This window comes from Vibrio chemaguriensis (assembly GCF_012275705.1).
GTDB lineage: Bacteria > Pseudomonadota > Gammaproteobacteria > Enterobacterales > Vibrionaceae > Vibrio > Vibrio diabolicus.
This window is the reverse complement of the sequence record NZ_SHOE01000004.1, coordinates 133128-149233: the sequence shown is the minus strand read 5'-3', so window position 1 is coordinate 149233 and position 16106 is coordinate 133128. Positions and strand designations below refer to the sequence as shown.

The 16106-nt window shown below is 43.9% G+C and carries 20 protein-coding genes; 9 read left to right on the top strand and 11 right to left on the bottom strand.

Going from position 1 to position 16106, the window contains the following annotated elements; genetic code table 11:
• Positions 1–33: 33 nt before the first annotated feature.
• Positions 34–864 (bottom strand): ammonia-dependent NAD(+) synthetase, encoded by an 831-nt coding sequence (gene nadE / locus EX191_RS06185; RefSeq protein ID WP_006742205.1) that lies wholly within the window; start codon positions 862–864, stop codon positions 34–36.
• A gap of 177 nt (positions 865–1041) precedes the next feature.
• Here nadE and EX191_RS06180 point away from each other — a divergent pair, with 177 nt between their 5' ends.
• Both EX191_RS06180 and EX191_RS06175 read left to right on the top strand, forming a co-directional pair.
• A complete protein-coding gene (locus EX191_RS06180; RefSeq protein ID WP_104973047.1) occupies positions 1042–1575 on the top strand; it encodes a nicotinate-nicotinamide nucleotide adenylyltransferase in 534 nt (177 codons plus the stop codon).
• Between the two features lie 14 nt (positions 1576–1589).
• On the top strand, positions 1590–2072 hold the full coding sequence (locus EX191_RS06175) for a hypothetical protein (protein ID WP_006742203.1): 483 nt from the start codon (positions 1590–1592) through the stop codon (positions 2070–2072).
• A 127-nt stretch (positions 2073–2199) separates the two neighbouring features.
• Here the strand turns inward: EX191_RS06175 and EX191_RS06170 are convergent, their stop codons facing one another.
• The gene (locus tag EX191_RS06170; protein WP_005392502.1) at positions 2200–2808 is read right to left on the bottom strand and encodes a cupin domain-containing protein; all 609 of its coding nucleotides are present in this window, start codon (positions 2806–2808) and stop codon (positions 2200–2202) included.
• Positions 2809–2999: 191 nt separating this feature from the next.
• On the opposite strand from EX191_RS06170, the gene EX191_RS06165 reads away from it, so the two are divergent.
• Positions 3000–4109 carry a 1-acyl-sn-glycerol-3-phosphate acyltransferase gene (locus tag EX191_RS06165; protein WP_006742201.1) on the top strand — a complete coding sequence of 370 codons (1110 nt, stop codon included), beginning with the start codon at positions 3000–3002 and terminating at the stop codon, positions 4107–4109.
• Between the two features lie 74 nt (positions 4110–4183).
• Here the strand turns inward: EX191_RS06165 and EX191_RS06160 are convergent, their stop codons facing one another.
• Complete coding sequence (locus tag EX191_RS06160; RefSeq protein WP_124007542.1) at positions 4184–4783, bottom strand: hypothetical protein; 600 nt, start codon at positions 4781–4783, stop codon at positions 4184–4186.
• Positions 4784–5100: 317 nt separating this feature from the next.
• Here EX191_RS06160 and EX191_RS06155 point away from each other — a divergent pair, with 317 nt between their 5' ends.
• Positions 5101–5373, top strand: coding sequence for a YnjH family protein (locus EX191_RS06155; RefSeq protein ID WP_047008434.1), 273 nt, complete (start codon positions 5101–5103; stop codon positions 5371–5373).
• A gap of 74 nt (positions 5374–5447) precedes the next feature.
• Here EX191_RS06155 and EX191_RS06150 read toward each other — a convergent pair whose 3' ends face one another.
• Entirely contained in the window at positions 5448–5747 is a 300-nt protein-coding gene (locus EX191_RS06150) for a YfcZ/YiiS family protein (protein ID WP_193447357.1), read from the bottom strand.
• Positions 5748–6354: 607 nt separating this feature from the next.
• Between EX191_RS06150 and EX191_RS06145 the strand changes: the two genes are divergently transcribed.
• The gene (locus EX191_RS06145) at positions 6355–6816 is read left to right on the top strand and encodes a TetR/AcrR family transcriptional regulator (RefSeq protein WP_005392508.1); all 462 of its coding nucleotides are present in this window, start codon (positions 6355–6357) and stop codon (positions 6814–6816) included.
• 191 nt (positions 6817–7007) lie between these two features.
• On the opposite strand, the gene EX191_RS06140 is transcribed toward EX191_RS06145, so the two are convergent.
• From EX191_RS06140 to EX191_RS06115, 6 genes are read right to left on the bottom strand one after another with little or no spacing between them, the layout of a single operon-like run.
• A complete protein-coding gene (locus EX191_RS06140; protein WP_182018264.1) occupies positions 7008–7790 on the bottom strand; it encodes a heme ABC transporter ATP-binding protein in 783 nt (260 codons plus the stop codon).
• Entirely contained in the window at positions 7790–8827 is a 1038-nt protein-coding gene (locus EX191_RS06135) for a FecCD family ABC transporter permease (protein WP_193447356.1), read from the bottom strand. Before EX191_RS06135 ends, EX191_RS06140 begins: the two co-directional genes overlap by 1 nt.
• A gap of 9 nt (positions 8828–8836) precedes the next feature.
• Positions 8837–9706, bottom strand: coding sequence for a heme/hemin ABC transporter substrate-binding protein (locus EX191_RS06130; RefSeq protein ID WP_193447355.1), 870 nt, complete (start codon positions 9704–9706; stop codon positions 8837–8839).
• 28 nt (positions 9707–9734) lie between these two features.
• Positions 9735–10148: an ExbD/TolR family protein gene (locus tag EX191_RS06125; protein ID WP_005392512.1), complete on the bottom strand. Its 414-nt coding sequence runs from the start codon at positions 10146–10148 to the stop codon at positions 9735–9737.
• Positions 10145–10843, bottom strand: coding sequence for a MotA/TolQ/ExbB proton channel family protein (locus tag EX191_RS06120; RefSeq protein WP_193447354.1), 699 nt, complete (start codon positions 10841–10843; stop codon positions 10145–10147). The genes EX191_RS06125 and EX191_RS06120 overlap by 4 nt, the downstream gene beginning before the upstream one ends.
• Positions 10843–11592 (bottom strand): energy transducer TonB, encoded by a 750-nt coding sequence (locus EX191_RS06115; protein WP_041853118.1) that lies wholly within the window; start codon positions 11590–11592, stop codon positions 10843–10845. Before EX191_RS06115 ends, EX191_RS06120 begins: the two co-directional genes overlap by 1 nt.
• A 160-nt stretch (positions 11593–11752) precedes the next feature.
• Here EX191_RS06115 and hutW point away from each other — a divergent pair, with 160 nt between their 5' ends.
• From hutW to EX191_RS06095, 4 genes are all read left to right on the top strand, one after another.
• Positions 11753–13123: a heme anaerobic degradation radical SAM methyltransferase ChuW/HutW gene (gene hutW / locus EX191_RS06110; RefSeq protein WP_193447353.1), complete on the top strand. Its 1371-nt coding sequence runs from the start codon at positions 11753–11755 to the stop codon at positions 13121–13123.
• A gap of 29 nt (positions 13124–13152) precedes the next feature.
• Positions 13153–13656 (top strand): heme utilization cystosolic carrier protein HutX, encoded by a 504-nt coding sequence (hutX, locus tag EX191_RS06105; protein ID WP_047008487.1) that lies wholly within the window; start codon positions 13153–13155, stop codon positions 13654–13656.
• Positions 13657–13712: 56 nt separating this feature from the next.
• The gene (gene hutZ / locus EX191_RS06100) at positions 13713–14243 is read left to right on the top strand and encodes a heme utilization protein HutZ (protein WP_065645732.1); all 531 of its coding nucleotides are present in this window, start codon (positions 13713–13715) and stop codon (positions 14241–14243) included.
• Between the two features lie 97 nt (positions 14244–14340).
• Complete coding sequence (locus EX191_RS06095) at positions 14341–14877, top strand: ATP:cob(I)alamin adenosyltransferase (RefSeq protein ID WP_048625311.1); 537 nt, start codon at positions 14341–14343, stop codon at positions 14875–14877.
• Between the two features lie 100 nt (positions 14878–14977).
• On the opposite strand, the gene EX191_RS06090 is transcribed toward EX191_RS06095, so the two are convergent.
• Complete coding sequence (locus EX191_RS06090; RefSeq protein ID WP_005392519.1) at positions 14978–15892, bottom strand: chemotaxis protein; 915 nt, start codon at positions 15890–15892, stop codon at positions 14978–14980.
• Between the last annotated feature and the right edge of the window lie 214 nt (positions 15893–16106).

Genomic DNA, 16106 nt, shown 5'->3' with positions numbered 1-16106 from the left:
GTTTTGAGTTTAAAAGTGAACGGAAAATATCGCTTAGTCGTAAATCGTTGGGATTGGCTGACGTTTGTGCTGCGTTGCTTTGTAAATCGCTACCAGACGATCACTCACTTGCTGTGGAACGGGTTTGCCTTCTAAGAAGTCATCGATCTGTTCATAAGTTAAGTTCAGAGCATCTTCATCTGCTTTTTGCGGCTCTAGTTCTTCTAGATCTGCCGTTGGTACTTTCTTAACAAGTAGTTCTGGTGCGCCTAATGTTGCAGCCAACTCGCGGACTTGACGCTTGCTTAAACCAAATAGAGGGGCAAGGTCGCACGCGCCGTCACCAAACTTAGTGTAAAAACCGGTGATGTTCTCTGCTGAGTGGTCTGTTCCCAATACTAAGCCGCCAACGTAACCAGCGATTTCATATTGTGCAATCATACGAGCTCGCGCTTTTACGTTACCTTTTACGAAATCAATTTTGTCGGCTTCAGTCGGAAGCAGGCCCGTCCCTTGCAATGCGGTATCAGTCGCCGCATGCAAACCGTCAACACCATCTTTAATGTTCACAGACACAGAGTGTGTTGGCTTGATGAAAGAGAGTGCCAGTTGCGCTTCATCTTCATCTTTTTGCTCACCGTAAGGCAGACGTACTGCGATAAACTGATATTTGTCAGTACCAGATTCCGCATTCAATTGTTCTACTGCAAGCTGGGCAAGGCGACCTAACGTGGTTGAGTCAACACCGCCACTAATGCCAAGCACCAGTGACTTACAACCTGCTTCTTGTAGCTTACGCTTAATAAAAGCAATACGGCGTTCAATTTCAAAATGCGGATCAATTGAAGGGAGTACACGCATTTCATCACGGATGGATTGTTCCATTTAGGGTTCCTTTTCCTGCAAATATTTCAGACACCAAAGCCCGCTTGCTCAAATGGTGATAAACCATGCAATTGAGACTGATAAATACGACTTTAGGGTCAAAAGCTGTAAAGATTAGTAGTATCATACCGAAATCATCAGATTAGAAAACTCTCTTCAACCAGGTAATCACCGGATATGAAAAAAATCGCCATTTTTGGTAGTGCATTTAACCCACCTAGTTTAGGGCACAAAAGTGTTATTGAGTCATTGAGCCACTTTGACCTTGTGCTACTTGAACCTAGCATTGCACACGCTTGGGGCAAGAATATGCTCGATTACCCAACTCGGTGCAAAATGGTTGATGCATTCATCAAAGATATGGGGCTTTCTAATGTTCAGCGTTCTGATGCAGAGCAAGCTTTGTACCAACCCGGACAAAGTGTGACAACCTATGCGTTGTTAGAAAAAATTCAAGAAATCTACCCAACAGCCGATATAACTTTTGTCATAGGTCCTGATAATTTCTTCAAATTTGCTAAATTTAGTAGAGCAGACGAGATTATGGAACGTTGGACTGTTATGGCGTGCCCTGAAAAAGTAAAAGTCAGAAGCACGGATATACGTAACGCATTGGTTACGGGTGAAGACATAAACGCCTACACAACCCCGTCCGTCTGTGAATTGTTGCTTAACGAAGGCTTATACAAAGAAACATTATCTGGGAACTGAGAGGTCAGATTTTCATGGTCAGATTAGCCGTATTTAGTGCATGTGCGCTGCTTGTGGTCACACAAGCTCATTCTGCGTGTAACTATTTTTCTGATCGTTCTGTTGTGTTTGAAGATAACACCCTTCCTATCTGTGAAGAAATTTTAGATTCCATTGGCGTATTAAGTACGGATGCGTTGATTTGGTATGCTGCGGAAGCGAAATTCGAAGGGCCAACAGAAAACTATTGGGAAGAGTGGGCGATTAAGCCGGAAGACACACCACTCCTAACCCAAAATCTAGAAAAGAATTATTTTGGGCTTGGTTTTTGGATGCCGGAAGAGCTCCGAGACGAAGAGAGCAAAATGGACACAGAAGAGTGGCTCCGTAGTCATGGCCTGATGTTTAGCGTGGGTTTTGGTGATAAATCCGACGGACAGCCAAGAATGCGATTTGATTATCGTTGGCACGAATATTACGACGCTGACTGGATGATGCAGATTGAAGTTCCCTTCTAGTCACCTTGAGCGAACATAAAAAGAGCGTACATCATCCATGTACGCCCTTTTTATTTTTATCTGAGTCTCTATTTTCTGCGCGCGTTACTCTGCGTAATACTGAAAAGATGGCTCGTTAGAGTGCGACTTATAGCGATTCTCCAAAGACCAAAAAGCAAAGTTGCTCATATTCTTCTGTGTTACCCGCAAAAAGCGTATCGACAATCTGCTCTTCTTTCTTTCCCGACAGCTTCATTTTTCTTGCTTCACGGAGTGTGAGTACCAAGCACAGCTCTTTAGAAATGTCCATGTCACAACCAGGCGTCCACTGATTGATGGTTTTTGTTAACGTTGAGTGCGCTAGTTTAGGAGAGAGAGTCAATACTTCATGTCTTACTACCGTCAGCAGATCGGTTTGCAGATCTGAGCGCTCGGCTGTTGTTGCTAGTTTCTCGACGAGGGCTTTTAGCAGCGGTGAAGGTTTCACAAACCCTGCTTGTTGTGAGAAGTCATCATTTAAACGCACAGAAAAATCACAACGATATACACGAGAATTAGGTAAAAAGGTGAGGGAGCTCAAACATCCTTGAGGAATCCAAAAATATTGGCCTGGTTCAATGGCATACTCCTGCTTACCCAATTTAATGACGGCTAACCCTTCGACGACAGACAGCAGACTGTGCTTCAGTGCTTTTTTGCGCGCAGCTACTTCAAGAAAGGGGTATTTAGCGTCGTGAAATTCAATTGCGTAGTTCATTATGAGTACCAGTGTTTTTTGGCGCTAAGGGTAACGTTAAACCTATACGATTCCAACCAGCTGAGAGAATTTTTTAGCATGAGAAATTGTAGCCTAACTGGTATGACCATGTTAAAAGTATGGGTTGAAATGCTGCTTGTCAGCAAAACTATGCGTAAAATGTGCCAGCTTTTTTTGATATGTAATGAACAATGACTGCCAATACCGATCCTTATATTGAAATTCGTCCTTACAATGACGAAGAAATTCCAGCAGCGCTGGATCGTCTAATCCAAGATGATGAATTTATCACTGCTATTCTCGATCATCGCTTTGCTAATAAAGCAGCGTGGTTTAAAACGCTAATGAGCCCGATCCTGCGCATCTATCTGAAAGCTAAATGGAGCAAGCTTGATTCTGTAGAAGCGATTCAGATTGAAGTGAAGAAGTATCTGAAAGATACATTGAATAAGACAACGGATGGCGTCACTTTTTCTGGTTTGGATAAGCTGGATAAAAACACGTCGTACTTATTCGTTTCTAACCACCGTGATATTGCGATGGACCCTGCGCTAGTAAACTATGGCTTGTACCAAAGTGGGCACCGTACAGTTCGTATTGCGATTGGTGACAACCTGCTGAAGAAGCCATGTGCGACTGAATTGATGCGACTCAATAAAAGCTTCATCGTTAAGCGCTCTGCTAAGGCGCCTAGAGAAATGATGAAAGCATTAGGACAACTGTCGAGCTACATTAAACACTCGCTTGATACCGGTAATTCAATTTGGATTGCCCAAAAGGAAGGTCGTGCCAAAGATGGAAACGACTTTACTGATCCTGCGATTTTAAAAATGTTCCATGTTGAAGGCCGCAAGCAGAAGATCAGCTTTGGTGAATACACGCGTTCTTTGAAAATCGTTCCTGTCTCGATTGCCTATGAAAATGATCCATGTGACATTGCCAAAGCAAAAGAGCTGTACGAAAAAGCAGAAAATGGCCGTTATGAAAAAGGTGAATTTGAAGATATCGAAAGCATTATTCAGGGCATCATTGGTTATAAAGGCCGTGTGCATGTCGCGTTTGGTGATGTGATTGATCAAGAGTTTGAAACGCCAGAATCTCTTGCCGGTGAAATCGACCGCCAAATTCATAATAACTACAAGTTGTACCCAATCAACTTGTTAGCTGCTGGACGCGAAGATTCGAGCATCATCACAGAGGCGGTGAAGCGTCACCTCGCGGATAAATTGGAGCAGTTACCTGAAGGTGCAAGACCTTATTTGGTGGCGAGCTATGCCAACCCAGTGAACAATCAAGAGTAATATTAATCACTGAACTTGATGGATTATGAACGCCTTAAAGCCTCGGTTTTCCGGGGCTTTTTTTCGTCTACTTTTTAAGGAGCAACAGCCCCGCCAAGGGTTAAATTGCTAGGCCACTTGGTAATCTTGTTGCCACCTAAAAAGATATTCCCTTTCACCGTCATCGTGTCTGGAAATACTTGTAGCGCGGATCCTCCTATATAAAGGTTACCATCAACCACCAATCCTTCAGGAAGAGCAGAGATAGGAGTGCGAATAACACTTAAATCGCCTTTGACTCGAAGTTTAGCTGGGAGCGTTTTTAATGGTGTATCCGTCAAGTTCAGATAACCGCCGAGTTTGATGCCCCTAGGCCAGTTTTCGATCTTACTACCCAGTAGATTCGCATAACCTTTTATCTTTGTACCTGAGCGAATGGTTTTGAGTGCGCTGTTGGTTGCTTCCAAACTGCCTCCCACATCAAGCCCCTTAGGCAGCTTTTTGATCGGGGTTTGCGAGATATTTAAGTTGCCTTTGACCACTAACCCAGAAGGTAATTGGGTGTAAGGTTTGTTTCGTAGATCAAGATTACCGTAATTATCGGTGTGACCAAACTTAGAGTAGTAATCTAGCTCATATGCGAAAGATGGGAAGCAGAGCAGCATCAAGGTAAGGAAAAGGGAAACAAAACGCATAGCCAGAGACTTAGTTAAACATAGAGATCTTAAGTGCTCATCTTATACTTAAATAGACTCATTATGCATACTTTGTTAACAGTTTTTGATTTTTAGCCCAAGAACTTCAAATTAGGGCTTTATCTGAAAGCATACACGCTCTCACGATGCCGAGTTGCTTCAGTGTGCAAGTTAGGGAATGATTAAGTGATTGATTATATAGTTTATTTAAAAGTAAATGTGAGAAAAATATCAGTAGAGATATGAAGAATATGAGGTTCTGCCAAGAACTGAACAAGCGTCCTTGTTAGTATCATGAGCGTCTGAGGGAGATTTTCATGAAGTTAAAAAGAGTGTCTATTTTTGCCGCTGGTGCTGTAGTAGTACTACTATCTGGGGCCGCTTTTGCTAAATCATACAGTACGCCAGAAAGCAAAGCGCTGGTGGTCGCTGACGGCAAGGTAGGTCAGCGTATCTGTTACTACGATGATAAAGCCTACACCACCGGAGCCGTGATTAATGTTGAGGGTGTATTACTGATGTGTACAGCTGAGAACGATTTTGAAACGAATGGTTCGTTAAAGTGGGTGGTATTCAAAAAAGATAAATAAACGCCAAAAAACGGTCTGTTTAATATTAGGGTAGCGGAAAAATAAAAAAGCGAGCACAGAGCTCGCTTTTTCCATTAACGCGCGAGTGAGCGAGTTTTTAATTCAAAGATAAGCTTTTCAGCACTTACTTCAAATTTGAATCGAGCCGTCGCTTGTTTTGACTCTTCTGTTATTTCAGAAACATTGTATTCAACATCAGCACATACTGATTTAGCGAGCTCAATGTATTTTTGTAGTTCAGACTCTAGCTCTGTTTTTGTCTGTGCGAAAACCGTTACGTCGGCAACTTCGTCACCTTCTTTGATGATGAAGCCAATCTCGCCCGCGCAGCCGCAAGCTTCACATACTTGGTTTTTTTCTAATTCGACACTCATAACGAATCCTCTTGTAAATACTAAGGGTATTCTATCAGGTATTTGATCTGTATCTACAAAAATGACGAGTTTTGAATAAAAAAAGAACAGAATAGGCGCTTGTTAAGTAAGGGTTAAAGATTGGATTACTAAATCATCAAGAACGTTAATGTGATATATATCAACATTTAAAATCAATTAACGAACATAGTGACGAGATTTCGCTCAGCCCAGTTGAACTAATGGACAATTTATAAGACTATTTCTTGATTGATTATTTTTAATAATTATCATTCTTGGTCTTTGAATAGTTTCGATGAATAAATGGCGCAAGGTTTTGATGAGACTAACTTTTCGCCTTATTTTGAGTAGCATGTATTGACAAAAACATAACTGCAAATTGCACATTACGCAGTGTAAAGACGTTATGATTTGGAACTTAACTTTATATTAAGTAGTCGCAGTACATATATCCAAATGGCCTTAATGCGCAGGTGTTAGCGGTTCAATTTTTAGGTTTCGCTTAACGAAGTGCCTTGGGCAACTTGGGTATAATGCTAAGAATGATTTCATTCTGGCCTCATTTAATAGTGAGTTAGATGGATTTACAAAGAGAAGAGCTTAAAATATGCCAAAGCGTAGTAAAGAAGATACCGAAATCACTATCCAAAAGATCATGGATGCCGTTGTTGATCAGCTACTAAGACTAGGTTACGACAAAATGTCGTACACGACTCTAAGTCAGCAGACAGGTATATCTCGTACCGGTATTAGCCATCACTTCCCTAAGAAAACGGACTTCACCGCCGCACTGGATGGCCGTATCTTTAAAATGTTTATTGAACACCTAGAGTTTGATAAAGGGCTAAGTGCATTTTCACAAAGTTGGATTAAAGCACTGGAAGATGCTGAGTTCCTCGCGATTTTACGACTGCTATTCCATCACATTGTCACGGCCGAAAATGCGCAAGAATTTGCTGCTAACGGAATTGACCGTTTATACAAAATGGTTGAAAGCCAGTTTGGCGCAGGTGGTGACAAAGAGCTCGAGTGGTTGATTGGTCGTTCATTGATCCAAATGAGTAAGTAATCGCAATTGAGAGCGATAGATGAACACTTGTTTGCTGCTTTGGTTGTAAAGCCAAGGCAGAACACAGTAATTTTCTCGCCGCTCTTTTGAGCCCAAGATTCGATTAAATATCAAAGCAAAGGCCCGCAATATGATTATTGCGGGCCTTTGTCGTTTGGAAAGCAGAAGAGACGGCTCAGAAGAGATACACGCTAAGCGGCGGCGTGAACTTGAGGAAAGTCTAAAGTTGGATGTTTTGTCACGATGGAGCGGTAGCCATAAACGTGCTCAATGCGCTCTGGCGTCAGTGCATTCCATGGTGTGTCATCACAAACCAGTTTTCCCTTATGCAAAAGTACAAGTCGGTCTGCGTACTGGGAGGCTAAATTCAAGTCATGCAACACGACAACGACTGCGGCGTTCTGTATTTTCGCGGCCTCACGAGCAATCTTTAACGTGTTGTGTTGGTGGGCGAGATCTAACGCAGAGGTTGGCTCATCAAGCATCAAGATTCGTTCCTCGCCAGATTGGTGTAGCTGTGTCATCACGCGTGCTAGATGTAATCGTTGCTTTTCGCCACCAGATAAAGATGGGTAGAGGCTTTCTGCCAAATGCATTACATCGGTTTGTTCCATGTAATGTAAAGCTAACTTAGTGGTTTCTTTATTGGACAGCGATAGCGGAATCGCGCCTAATTCGACCACTTCTCTGGCTAAAAATGGGAAGGTCAACGTACTGTGCTGTGGAAGCATCGCAATGTGTTTTGCGCTTTTTTCTGGCTCCCAATCATGCTTTTGTTTACCGAAGTAGGCGATGTCATGATTTGAAGAGATTTCACCACACAGAAGCTTGAGCAAAGTACTTTTGCCCGCACCGTTGGGGCCGAGTAGGGCGGTCACTTCACCAGCTCGGATATCAATATTGATGTCATCGAGAACAACGCGCTTGCCAAATTTCATCGAAATGTTTTTACCCGATAAAACGATCTGGTTCATTACAAAATCTTCCCTTTCTGCTGGAACAATAAGTAGATGAAGAAGGGTGCACCGATCAAGGCGGTCACGATACCGACGGGTAATTCTGCTGGTGCCACGGCAATACGAGCAAACATATCAGCAGCGGTAAGAAGCAGCGCTCCCATTAGTGCAGAGATTGGCAGTAGCGTTCGATGGTCGGGGCCTGCTAGCATGCGTCCTAAGTGAGGAATCACGAGCCCGATAAAACCAATTGCACCACTAATACTCACCGTAATACCAACCCCCAATGCAGAGAGCAAAATAAGCTGTCGTTTGAGTTTTTGGACCGGAACTCCCAAGTGTCTTGCTTCTGATTCCCCTAGCAGAAGAGCATTTAGCGCCATCGATTTTTTCTGGAACCAGAATAATAGGATGGCCAGCGTGACAGCGGATAGGCCTATCCCCGACCAATTTGCGCCAGCTAATGAGCCCATCGACCAAAGTGTTAGATCTCGTAGCATCTGATCATCAGCAATAAAGTTCATGTAACCGATCGCCGCTCCTGAAAGCGCACTGATGGCAACACCAGCTAACAACATAATCGTAACTGAGGTACCAAATTTACTTGTGCCGAGCTTATAAACGAGAATGGTCGTCAACGCACCACCTAGGAAAGCAAAAAGAGGCAGCGCAGCTAAGTTCATTAGCTGCGGATAGTTTTGGCTAAACTCAGCAAATACAACAATAGCGAATGCACCACCAAGAGCAGCGCCAGCAGACACGCCAATGATGCCGGGCTCGGCCAACGGGTTACGGAATAAGCCCTGCATAACCACGCCACAAATCGCCAAAATAGCCCCGATGAACATACATAAAATGGTGCGAGGTAATCGGATCTCATTAATCACCAACTGAATGTGAGGAGCGAGATCAGAACTGCTTCCTGTTAGGCTACGCAAACTGTCAGTGAAACTAATGCTCATTGGACCTACTGTAATAGAGGCGATAGCAACAAATGCTAAAAAGCCACTAAGTACGGATAACGTCGTTGAAAGGGAGATACGTCTGAACAACATGTCATGTCTCTATGGGTAAAGCAGCGCATTCAAACGCTCGGCTTCTGCAAGGCTTTTAAGACCCAAACCACCAACAAGGGCGTGACCGTCAATCGTGATGATATTTTTATTCATTCCCGCAGGTGTTGCGGCGAGAAGTGGCATTGCTTTTAAAATCGCATCGGCACCGCCCAGCGTTTCATAGCTGCGACCGCTAACGAGAATAACGTCAGGCTGCATCTCTACCATGGCTTCTGTGGATAAAGGCTTGTAAGAAGACAACTGGTCAGCAGCTGGGTTTTGTCCGCCTGCTAGCTGGATAATTGCATCGGGTGTGGTTTCTGATCCTGCAACGTTCGCAGGTCGACCTTCATGGATGAGTAGAAACAGTACTTTCTTTTTCTGAGCTTGAGCAGGTTGATTTGCATTGAGTGCTTGAACTTGCGCTTTCACATCTTGCTTTAAATCTTCAGCTTTAGCCTGGCGATTCATAAGGTTCGCAATTTGATCGATACGTTGGTAAAGGCCCTCAACGTTGGCATCGGTATTGACGATTTCTACATCTACCCCCGCTGCTTTTAATTGGTTCAATGCCGTTTTCGGCCCCATCTCATCAGAGCCAATGACTTTTGTCGGACGTAAGGCGAGCAACCCTTCTGCTGAAAGGCGGCGATGGTAGCCTACTTTAGGCAGATCCATGCCTTTTGGTAACTGACTGGTTACGTCGATAGCAACCAAGCTATCTTTGGCTTCGAGTTCAAGCAACAGTTCAGTGACGGCACTGCCTGCACTAACAACACGCTCTGATGATGGTGTTTCATTGGCAAAAAGTTGGCTACTCGCAAGTAGGTAAATGGCTGCCGTAACAACAGCATGAATGGTGGCACGTGTGTTCTTCATTTTGAAAGGATCTCTATCTTACTTATTTTTATGATGGCTCTTCAGTGAGTAACTGAGTTGCCTGAATTCCGTTTTCTTGTAAAAAGCCGAGAAGTTGAACTAGCGACTGAATGTTCGCGGTTTTTTCTGCTCCAATCACAATCGGTTTATCGCTTGATTTACTCTCTTCTAGCAGCGCGAGGGTAAAATTGTCCCAATCGATGTATGTCTTGCCGTTAATGGCCCAGTAAGGCTCGTCTTTAAGAATGTTTACCGTGATGGATTGCTTATCGACATCTGCAACGGCCTGAGATTCTGTACTCGGTAAATTGACATCTAATGAATCGAGCTTGACCGCTGCAGTTAACATCAGGAAAACCATTACGATAAAAATGATGTCCAACAGCGGTGTTAAATCAGGAGTTAAGTCGTTACGAGTGTTGTCTTGTGGCGTTTTAATCATTGTGCTTCTGCCTCGACCTTTGCAGAAGAGCGCACTGCTAATGTTGAATTGTCTGGCGACACGTGTTGCAGAGAGATACCTTCAAGCCATAAGTTGACATAGTTTAATGTGTGTTCGAGTTTGGCGATCACACGATCCGCCCACAAACTAATGATTTGTGCTCCTGAAATCGCAGGAAGGGCGATAATAAGACCTGCTGCAGTAGTGCGCATGGCCAAACCTAGACCGTCTGCCAAATCATTCGGGGTGATATTCCCCGTTGAGACAGCGATGCCTTTGAACATCTCAATTAAGCCAAGTACCGTACCAAGCAAACCAATCAAAGGGCTAATGACGCCAATCAACGTCAGTAAGCGAAGGCCAGAATGCAGCTGATGACGTTTTTCTTGTAGCCAAATGCCTGCGGCATCTTCTCTTAGAGACTTTGAGAAAGAGTGATGGGCAAGCAACATGGCAACGCCACGATAAAGGAGCGGTCGCTTATGCGACAATTCTTCTGCAAGCGTCTCAAGATCGTTTCCATTCGTTGGGTCTGACCCAATGAGTTTTTGGCGAATGGCTCGTTTCCCGACGCCAAGGCTAATCAAAACGTGGAATAACCGCTCGGTAATGATCATGACGGTGAGGGCTGAGCAAATGATCAAAGGCCATGTCATTAGGCCAAGTTGAGTTTGTAATTCTTGTAGTTGTTCCATTATCCATCCAACTTAAAACGAACAGGTACTTGTACTCGGTGAGCCACTTTTAGCCCGCCCGAAATATGTGGTGTAAATTGCCACTGTTTGATGGCACGAAGCGCTGAGGCGTCCAGCGATTCTGTGCCGGAAGACTCAATCAAAACCTGTTTAATTTGATTGCCATTTTCATCGAGCCATATTTCATATAAGGCTACGCCTTCGATACCGCGTCTTTGTGCAGATCTTGGGTAGCGAGGCTGAGTTGGTTGATTCACAAACGTTGGTTTGTCGACCAAAATAGGTTGAGACGTTGCCCCTTTGGATTGGCTCGCTGGCGCGGTTTGCTGAGCGACCATCTCTTTCTTCGCCGGTTCCGTTTTTTTCTTCGGTTTGGCTTCGGGCTGATTCTCTTGTTTTGTTACGGCTTTGGCTGGTTCCACCGTCTTAGGCTTAGATTGTTTAATCGGCTCTGTTTTTTTCTTCACTACCTTTTTCTTAACAGCGTCTTTCTTAACGACCTGTTTCTTTACGATCTTCTTTTCTGGCTCAGGCTGCTCCTGAGGCTGCGGCTCTTTTGGTGGCGCCACATTTTCTGGCGTGGATTTTTCGACGGTAGGTGGTGGTGCCGATACAAGGTTTAAACTTACCGAACTTGCTGGATTTCCAGCAGGCATCGCGAACACTTTCGTTTCTTGAGAAACAAAAAGAAGTGCGGCATGGATGGCAAGGGAAGCACCTCCTGCAATGACATATCTTTGTACGTTCACGGAATATCTCGGGAAACTATGAAAACTTGAGCAGATTATTACTCACAACCGAAATAAGATCAATTATCAATTGCATTATCATTACGCTCAAATTATGATTCTTGCAGATTTTTAAAGACGAGCCTCTACCCCTTATATGGTGGGAGCTAAGCGAGTATATATGAGCGTCGATATCGATAAATTTGACGAATCAGTGTTGGGAAGCGATAGCCCTGACCCATTGCGATTTGCCTTTGTTAAGAAACATTCGGCACACGCTGGCGGAGCGAGCGTGCCTGTACCTCCACCTCAGCAACAGGCGATTTTTTCAAGCGTTACCGCTAACTCGGTTAAAGCGACCAATAAACGTTGTCTTTATATTCACGTTCCATTTTGTCGCGTACGTTGCACCTTTTGTAACTTCTTTCAAAATGCTGCGAGCCGCGCACTGGTTGATGAGTACTTTGACGCACTGATGCAGGAGCTCAAGGAGAAAGCTGCACTGCCTTGGACACAAAACGGTATTTTCCATGCTGTGTATATTGGTGGTGGAACGCCAACGGATCTGTCTCCAGCACAGGTTCGCGTGTTAGGTCAGGCGATTCATGATCACTTTCCTTTGGCTGCGGATTGTGAAATCACCTTAGAAGGTCGCATCAACCGTTTTTCTGATGAGCTATACCAAGGCGCTCTCGACGGTGGATTTAATCGTTTCTCTTTTGGTGTACAAAGTTTTAATACACAAGTGCGTCGCAGCGCGAAACGATTAGATGATAGAGAAGATGTGCTCAAGCGAGTTAGCGAGATTGCCAACGAAGACAAAATTCCTGTCATTATCGATTTACTCTACGGCTTGCCTTATCAAACCAAAGAAGTGCTAGAGCAAGATTTAAATGATTTTCTCTCGACTGGCGCACACGGGTTGGACTTATATCAGTTGGTAGTCGGTGGTTCAGCACCCATGCTTAACCTTGTAGAAAAAGGAAAAATCCCCCCACCAGCTACCACGCCAGAAAAAGCAGGCATGTATGAGCTCGGTGTGAACTTTATGGACAAACACCATATGAAGCAACTGAGTGTGAACCATTGGGCAATCGATAACCGTGAACGTAGTTTATACAACAGTTTAGCCAAGACATATGCAGAGGTACTGCCAATTGGCTGTGGCGCTGGAGGTAATATCGGTGGTTACGGGGTGATGCAACATCGCACATTGGCGACCTATATTAAAGCCATCAAAGAAGGGCAAAGCACCATCGCTATGATGATGAAGCAAAGCCCTCTAGAGCCACTATTTGCTGCACTCAAATCCGGGTTTGATCGCGGTATCGTTCAGGCAAACCAACTGCCATCGTTTATGGGGGAGGACACGTTCGGATTTTTAATGCCCCTATTTAAAGTGTGGCAGCAAAAAGGTTTAGTGGAACTGAATGAACGCAGCCTAGTTCTTACTCTTGCTGGTAGTTTCTGGGCTGTTTCATTGGCTCAAGGTTGTATTCAGGTACTTACGTCAGAGATGAACGAAACCGTACCGAAAGTATCCAATAATTAATGAAAAAATTGAAAAAAGACGGAAAACATATGGAATCAATCAAACAACAAGTTGAAGCATTACTAGAGCAAGAACCGCAATTATTGCCAGCAGCGATGGCAGAACGTCTCGGTATTTCTGAATTTGAGGTTGTTGCGGCTTTGCCGCAGGAAATGGTGGCCATCGCTCCAGGAGCGCAAGCACAAAGCATTCTAGAAGGTTTGGTTGGCTTCGGCCCAGTGACGACTATTGTTCACTCTTTTGGCTCTATTTTTGAAGTCAAAGCGCCATTCCCAAAGGGAAAAGTAGCGCGTGGCTATTACAATTTAATGGGCAGAGAAGGTGAGCTACACGGTCACTTGAAGCTAGATAATGTTAAAAATGTTGCATTGGTCAGCAAACCGTTTATGGGCAGAGAGAGTCACTATTTTGGCTTTTTCTCTGAGTGCGGAAGCAATATTTTCAAAGTTTATTTAGGCCGTAACGAAAAGCGCGAGCTACTTGAAGATCAAGTCACGGCATTCCGCGCCCTGCAAGCCGAATTGAAAAAGTAATCACAAACATAATCGAGGCTCAACTCGAATACTAATTAGTAAAGTCAGGTATCAATATGGATCAACAAGTTAAACAAGAGCGTTTGCAAGGTCGTTTAGGGCCAGAGATCAAAGAGTTTCGTCAGGAGCGTCGTACGCTTCAGCTTGCAACTGTCGATGCAGAAGCTCGCCCTAATGTAAGCTACGCGCCTTATGTCCAAAATCAGGAAGGCTACTTCGTACTCATTTCTAAAATCGCTCGTCATGCTCGTAACCTTCTAGAAAACCCAAACGTTTCTTTGATGATGATCGAAGATGAAGAATCTTCAAAGCAGTTGTTTGCTCGTAAGCGCTTAACTTTTGATGCTGTGGCAAATGTGGTTGAGCGTGACACGGAGATGTGGCACCAAGTTGTTGGACAAATGAAAGAACGTTTTGGGGAGATAATTGATGGTCTCAGCCAACTAGAGGATTTCGTGTTGTTTAACTTAAAGCCAGAGTCGGGGCTATTTGTTAAAGGCTTTGGTCAGGCGTATCAAGTGTCTGGTGATGATTTAGTAGATTTTGTTCACCTTCAAGAAGGTCACAAGAAAATCGAAAGTGCTTGATTGTAAATCGGTCATGTAAATATCGATCATTCGGAATAATGAACGCATAAGGGGAGTTAGGTTATACTGGCTCCCTTTTTTATATTGGAACAAAAGCATGAAGCCTGTGAGCAAGGAATTGAGCGAGATTTGCTATCCGTTTATTTACGAGGACAGCCCGGTTTGTGACTTTGAAATCACGGCTGATGAACTTTGTAGTCGTATTGGTTTAGTTCTCGCGATGGATCTGGACGAGTTTAGCCGCGACATACTGACAAGAATGCAGCCTAATGTTTATCACCTAAATGGTTCGGTTCGCGGAAAGCTAGCGATTACAGAAGCGGAAGTTGAAGAGCTAAAGGCAGATTATGAATTGCTTAAGCAACGCATTGATGGTGGATTCAAAGGTTTCGTTCTACCCGGAGGGCACCCTGCATCCAGTCAATTGCATTTGTGCCGTTGCCAAGCTAAAAAAACGGTACGAGCATTAGTTGCGATCGAACATGCAGGTAAGAAGCAACCTGCCCCCATTCTATTTCGTTACGCGAACTTATTGGCGAATGTACTTTATAGCTTGGCTTCTTATATTAATCACATCAATCAAGTCGAAGAGACAGAGTTTGTATCTCGTAGTTACTCGATGCCAAAGAAGTGACCTGAGAAACTAGCAGCTGCGAACATCAAAGCTTCTGCGCGAAAAAATGGCCGCAAAACACCATATTCGACAATTTGCTTCTTGGCTGTTTAGTTAAGAGTTAAGAAGCCATAGCTTTGGCTTCTAGTTCTTTTGCACCGCGCAGCATGGCTTCAATCAGCTCACCAGCATTGAACTTCTCAAGCGCCTCGTGTGCGCCAACTTGGTGAGCTCTGTCTACACAGATTTCGCTCGATAACGACGTATGCAAAATGCGGTATGAGTGATTAAGAGCGGAGTCATTTTGTACTTCGAATGCTAGCTCGTAGCCGTCAAGCCCTGGCATCTCAATATCACTGACCAAAATATCGATTGGTCGATGAGCCTCAGCCTCGCTTTTCATCAGCTCTAATGCGTCTAAACCATTTTTACAAATTTGGTATCCGATATTGATACTATCAAGAGCATCACACAGCTGTTTACGAGCGATGGAAGAGTCATCCACCAAAAGAATGCTTAATGCTTTTAGGCGCTCACGTTCAACATCTGTCAGCATCGGGATCTTTGAGTTTTCGTATTGCGGATAAATTTTGGAAAGCAGCAGTTCTACATCCAGCATCTGAACCGTTTTGTCTTCGTAGCGAGTAATACCCGTTACGAAAATATTTTTCCCGGCACTCGCAGGTGGGGTTTCAATGGCTTTCCAATCGCATTCAATGATCTTCTCAATACTACGAACCATAAAGGCGACCACGGTTCGCAAACAGTCTGTCACGATCAAGTAGCAATTTTTGTATTCTTCTTCACTTATAGGACGAAAGCCGACAGCCGCTGACATGTCGATCACAGGCACTGTTAAGTTACGTATTGTAACGGTGCCAATGACGTGATGATGCGAGTAAGGGATCTTCGTGGTTGGCATATACGGAACAATTTCACGGACTTTTAGCGTGCCTATCGCGAAACTCTGTTGCAGGGTGAGTTTGAACATCAACATGCCCTGAGATTGATTCGCTTTACTAACGACTTTTGCCATGAAATAACCTTATAAATACCACCGAATTGTGTCTAATCTAATCTTATCAGACGAAGGCTTCAACTATCGGAGAGACAAATGTGAGCTTTTTAGACAATCTCTTAAAGAATAGTGATTAACTGAGCAAAACTTGGTTGTATTTTAATCTTGTTATGCCGAAAGTTTTATAGTCCCATGTATTTGATCCTTGAAGTCGCCTAGGTATAAACAAGAA

Excerpts from the sequence above, each read along its gene's own strand:
- nadE (WP_006742205.1), bottom strand. The coding sequence starts at position 864 with ATGGAACAATCCATCCGTGATGAAATGCGTGTACTCCCTTCAATTGAT.
- EX191_RS06180 (WP_104973047.1), top strand. The coding sequence starts at position 1,042 with ATGAAAAAAATCGCCATTTTTGGTAGTGCATTTAACCCACCTAGTTTA.
- EX191_RS06175 (WP_006742203.1), top strand. The coding sequence starts at position 1,590 with ATGGTCAGATTAGCCGTATTTAGTGCATGTGCGCTGCTTGTGGTCACA.
- EX191_RS06170 (WP_005392502.1), bottom strand. The coding sequence starts at position 2,808 with ATGAACTACGCAATTGAATTTCACGACGCTAAATACCCCTTTCTTGAA.
- EX191_RS06165 (WP_006742201.1), top strand. The coding sequence starts at position 3,000 with ATGACTGCCAATACCGATCCTTATATTGAAATTCGTCCTTACAATGAC.
- EX191_RS06160 (WP_124007542.1), bottom strand. The coding sequence starts at position 4,783 with ATGCGTTTTGTTTCCCTTTTCCTTACCTTGATGCTGCTCTGCTTCCCA.
- EX191_RS06155 (WP_047008434.1), top strand. The coding sequence starts at position 5,101 with ATGAAGTTAAAAAGAGTGTCTATTTTTGCCGCTGGTGCTGTAGTAGTA.
- EX191_RS06150 (WP_193447357.1), bottom strand. The coding sequence starts at position 5,747 with ATGAGTGTCGAATTAGAAAAAAACCAAGTATGTGAAGCTTGCGGCTGC.
- EX191_RS06145 (WP_005392508.1), top strand. The coding sequence starts at position 6,355 with ATGCCAAAGCGTAGTAAAGAAGATACCGAAATCACTATCCAAAAGATC.
- EX191_RS06140 (WP_182018264.1), bottom strand. The coding sequence starts at position 7,790 with ATGAACCAGATCGTTTTATCGGGTAAAAACATTTCGATGAAATTTGGC.
- EX191_RS06135 (WP_193447356.1), bottom strand. The coding sequence starts at position 8,827 with ATGTTGTTCAGACGTATCTCCCTTTCAACGACGTTATCCGTACTTAGT.
- EX191_RS06130 (WP_193447355.1), bottom strand. The coding sequence starts at position 9,706 with ATGAAGAACACACGTGCCACCATTCATGCTGTTGTTACGGCAGCCATT.
- EX191_RS06125 (WP_005392512.1), bottom strand. The coding sequence starts at position 10,148 with ATGATTAAAACGCCACAAGACAACACTCGTAACGACTTAACTCCTGAT.
- EX191_RS06120 (WP_193447354.1), bottom strand. The coding sequence starts at position 10,843 with ATGGAACAACTACAAGAATTACAAACTCAACTTGGCCTAATGACATGG.
- hutW (WP_193447353.1), top strand. The coding sequence starts at position 11,753 with ATGAGCGTCGATATCGATAAATTTGACGAATCAGTGTTGGGAAGCGAT.
- hutX (WP_047008487.1), top strand. The coding sequence starts at position 13,153 with ATGGAATCAATCAAACAACAAGTTGAAGCATTACTAGAGCAAGAACCG.
- hutZ (WP_065645732.1), top strand. The coding sequence starts at position 13,713 with ATGGATCAACAAGTTAAACAAGAGCGTTTGCAAGGTCGTTTAGGGCCA.
- EX191_RS06095 (WP_048625311.1), top strand. The coding sequence starts at position 14,341 with ATGAAGCCTGTGAGCAAGGAATTGAGCGAGATTTGCTATCCGTTTATT.
- EX191_RS06090 (WP_005392519.1), bottom strand. The coding sequence starts at position 15,892 with ATGGCAAAAGTCGTTAGTAAAGCGAATCAATCTCAGGGCATGTTGATG.